Source organism: Pseudomonas sp. GW456-12-1-14-TSB6 (assembly GCF_059424205.1).
Window position 1 is genome coordinate 1 of record NZ_JBWKZE010000064.1, and the last position, 3,041, is coordinate 3,041.

General features: G+C 52.3%; 4 protein-coding genes and 3 tRNA genes. All 7 read right to left on the reverse strand.

The window, feature by feature from the left end; genetic code table 11:
• A partial coding sequence (locus AC07Y2_RS28660) for a GTP-binding protein (RefSeq protein WP_316906963.1) occupies positions 1-236 on the reverse strand: 236 nt, incomplete at its 3' end.
• Positions 237-321: 85 nt separating this feature from the next.
• Positions 322-397 (reverse strand) — tRNA-Thr (locus tag AC07Y2_RS28665).
• 26 nt (positions 398-423) lie between these two features.
• Positions 424-497, reverse strand: a tRNA-Gly gene (locus AC07Y2_RS28670).
• Between the two features lie 25 nt (positions 498-522).
• A tRNA-Tyr gene (locus tag AC07Y2_RS28675) sits at positions 523-607 on the reverse strand.
• A 143-nt stretch (positions 608-750) separates the two neighbouring features.
• Positions 751-1,191, reverse strand: a complete 441-nt coding sequence (locus tag AC07Y2_RS28680; protein WP_103385523.1) for a hypothetical protein — start codon at positions 1,189-1,191, stop codon at positions 751-753.
• A gap of 7 nt (positions 1,192-1,198) precedes the next feature.
• Positions 1,199-1,948, reverse strand: a complete 750-nt coding sequence (locus tag AC07Y2_RS28685; RefSeq protein WP_039773325.1) for a pantothenate kinase — start codon at positions 1,946-1,948, stop codon at positions 1,199-1,201.
• Entirely contained in the window at positions 1,938-2,891 is a 954-nt protein-coding gene (gene birA / locus AC07Y2_RS28690) for a bifunctional biotin--[acetyl-CoA-carboxylase] ligase/biotin operon repressor BirA (RefSeq protein ID WP_074692372.1), read from the reverse strand. Before birA ends, AC07Y2_RS28685 begins: the two co-directional genes overlap by 11 nt.
• Between the last annotated feature and the right edge of the window lie 150 nt (positions 2,892-3,041).

Genomic DNA, 3,041 nt, shown 5'->3' on the forward strand with positions numbered 1-3,041 from the left:
TGAGCGTAGTGACGAATGTTCGAGTTGTACTCAACGTGCGCGGTGTTGATGGTGATACCGCGAGCTTTTTCTTCTGGCGCGCTGTCGATCTTGTCGAACTCAACTACGGCCGAACCGAAAACTTCGGAGCAGACGCGAGTCAGAGCAGCGGTCAACGTGGTTTTACCGTGGTCTACGTGACCGATGGTGCCAACGTTGACGTGCGGCAGGGAACGATCAAATTTTTCCTTAGCCATCGATATCACCCCTAACAGAAGAAATTGAGCAAACAACTTAAGCCATTAAAACAAAGGCAGATATTTTCATATCTGCCTTGTTATATGGAGCTCTTGAGCGGATTTGAACCGCTGACCTCACCCTTACCAAGGGTGTGCTCTACCAACTGAGCTACAAGAGCGTAACACTTTGCACAACCTGCAAACTTGGAGCGGGTAGCGGGAATCGAACCCGCATCATCAGCTTGGAAGGCTGAGGTTCTACCACTAAACTATACCCGCGGAGCCTGCAGCTCACGCTAAAATCTGGTGGAGGGAGAAGGATTCGAACCTTCGAAGTCGTAGACGTCAGATTTACAGTCTGATCCCTTTGGCCGCTCGGGAACCCCTCCTAATCAGGCCGGCATTCTATACTATGCCAACCCTCTGTCAAGCATTTTCTCATTTAAAAACCTGAGGTTAGCTGCGTTGACATCACTCCATCACATCAACCTTTTCAGGTCTTCGCTGTGGAGCGGGCGCCATTCTATGCAAACTATTCAGTAGGTGCAACCCCCTCGCACGGCATTATTTTATGTTTTAACTCATTGAATTCCTTGGAAAGGTTTCGTAGCTGAGCATCACCCAGTAAACGCTGGGTTTCGGGCGCAAGCTGGAACCAATATGAGCCGCCGGAAGACTCTTTTGACGAAGGAAGAGCTTTTGCTCCAAGCTCCGTCAAACGCTGCTCTAACGCCCGAGCGGACTCGGGACGCGCCAAACCACCTACGTAAAGACACTGCTCATCAGACTTTCCACCAGTCCTTTTTTCACGGGAAGCATCACCACCAGCCTCACTCAGCAAGCGAATATCCTGTTGCGAGCCACGATAAAGACTGAGCGGCGTGACATCCTTTGCGCGTAGCGGGGCCTCCTGCTGATGCCAGACGTAATAAAAAACATTGAGTACCAGAAGCAGAAGGAACAACCAACGCATACAAACCTCAGGACAAAGGACACGCCATAGCCAAACCCACGAACACCAAATCGGAAACAACCCGAGCGCCAGGCGCAACATCCGAGACCAGTTCGGCATCACCACCCGTAATGAAGACACTGTAGTCATCACCCCAGTAGGAATGCGCCATTTCCAGCTGCGTCAATACGAACCCTCTGAGCATCAACGAACAGCCACGCTCTACAGCCTCAGCCGTGTTGCGCCCAGGAGCCTGACTGGTCAACGCTCGCTCCGCCGCGAGATCCCCATAGCGGATTTTTCGAGTATGAGTACGTAGCTGATTACGCATTAGCGGCATGCCAGGGCAAATGAAGCCCCCCAGATGATCACCGTCCGCCGAGATGAAATCGGCAGTCACCGCTGTCCCGAAATCTAGAACAAGACAAGCCCCTTTAGCCAAGTGAAAACCACCAAGCATCGCCAGCCAGCGATCGAGGCCAAGACGCTCATAATCGTCGTAACCATTCTTTACACCGGACATCTCGCGAGCAGGCGCCGCACAGACGACGGAAATGCCGAATTCACGCCTGAGCAAGCCAATCAGCAAATTAGTTTCATCTTCAGTTCTTACACTGACAAGGCGACATTTATCGAGAGATATTTTCTCAAGCGATCGAAGCCCCTCAACCAATGCCCCATCAGAATCGACCACACCTTCCGCGACCAAGACTCTCAGCTCGGCATTCAGTACCCGCCACTTAATAAAACTGTTTCCACAATCGAGCTCAAGAATCATCACGCAACCTCAAGCTGAGCTCACCACCACTAAAGACCTTTTCCACACCATCCACCTTTAGCCGCAGCGCGCCTTGATTATCGATTCCCAGCACCACACCATCTACCTTATTGACACCGGCAGTGAGAGAAACCGGCCGCCCTTGCCACAAATGGCTCGCCTCCCACTCCGCCTGAAGCGCAGAAAAGCCGCCCGATTGGTGACGCTGCAGATAGAGTTGCAACTGCTTACTCAGCTCAACCGCCAGAGCATTGCGATCACAAGACTTGCCCGACTCTAGGCGCATTGAAGTCCATTGCTGATCGACTTCGTCCGTAGCCTGCATGTTGACATTGATGCCTATGCCCAACACTACATGGCAAACGTCTGCTGGATCACCAACCAGCTCTAGCAGGATCCCGGCGATTTTTTTTCGTCCGACCAATACATCATTGGGCCACTTCAGCCCTGCACTTGGCACCCCTAGCACATGCAAGGCCTGCCTGACCGCCAAACCGACAACAAGACTTAGCCCCTCGAGCTGACGCATCCCACCATCGATGCGCAACACGAGACTGTAATAAAGGTTTTCGGCAAATGGACTCACCCATTTACGCCCCCTGCGCCCTCGCCCTGAACTCTGCCGTTCAGCCAGTATAAGAAAGGGCGCCACCCGTCCTCGATCTATCGCGCGCAGCGATTCCGCATTAGTTGAGTCGATGGAATCAAAGACACTGACAGACCAGTCAGCAATACTTTCCTCTATTTCGCGCGAGTCAAGCAGCGTCAGCGGCGAGGCCAATTGATAGCCCCGCCCTCGAACTTTATGTATGGATAACCCAAGCTCTGCTTCCAGATGCTGAAGCTGCTTCCACACCGCACTTCGACTAATTCCCAGGGCAACACCCAAGGCCTGACCGGAATGGAATCGACCATCCTTCAGAAGGTTCAACAACGTCAGCATGCTGATCTCGCCTCAAAATGAGGCCCGAATAATAGCCATGCACCAGGCCGCTGCATAGAATTCAAACGATCCATTTTCCTGCAGGCAAAACAAAACCCCAACTGCTTTCGCAATTGGGGTTTCGGAATTTAATCTTGACGATGACCTACT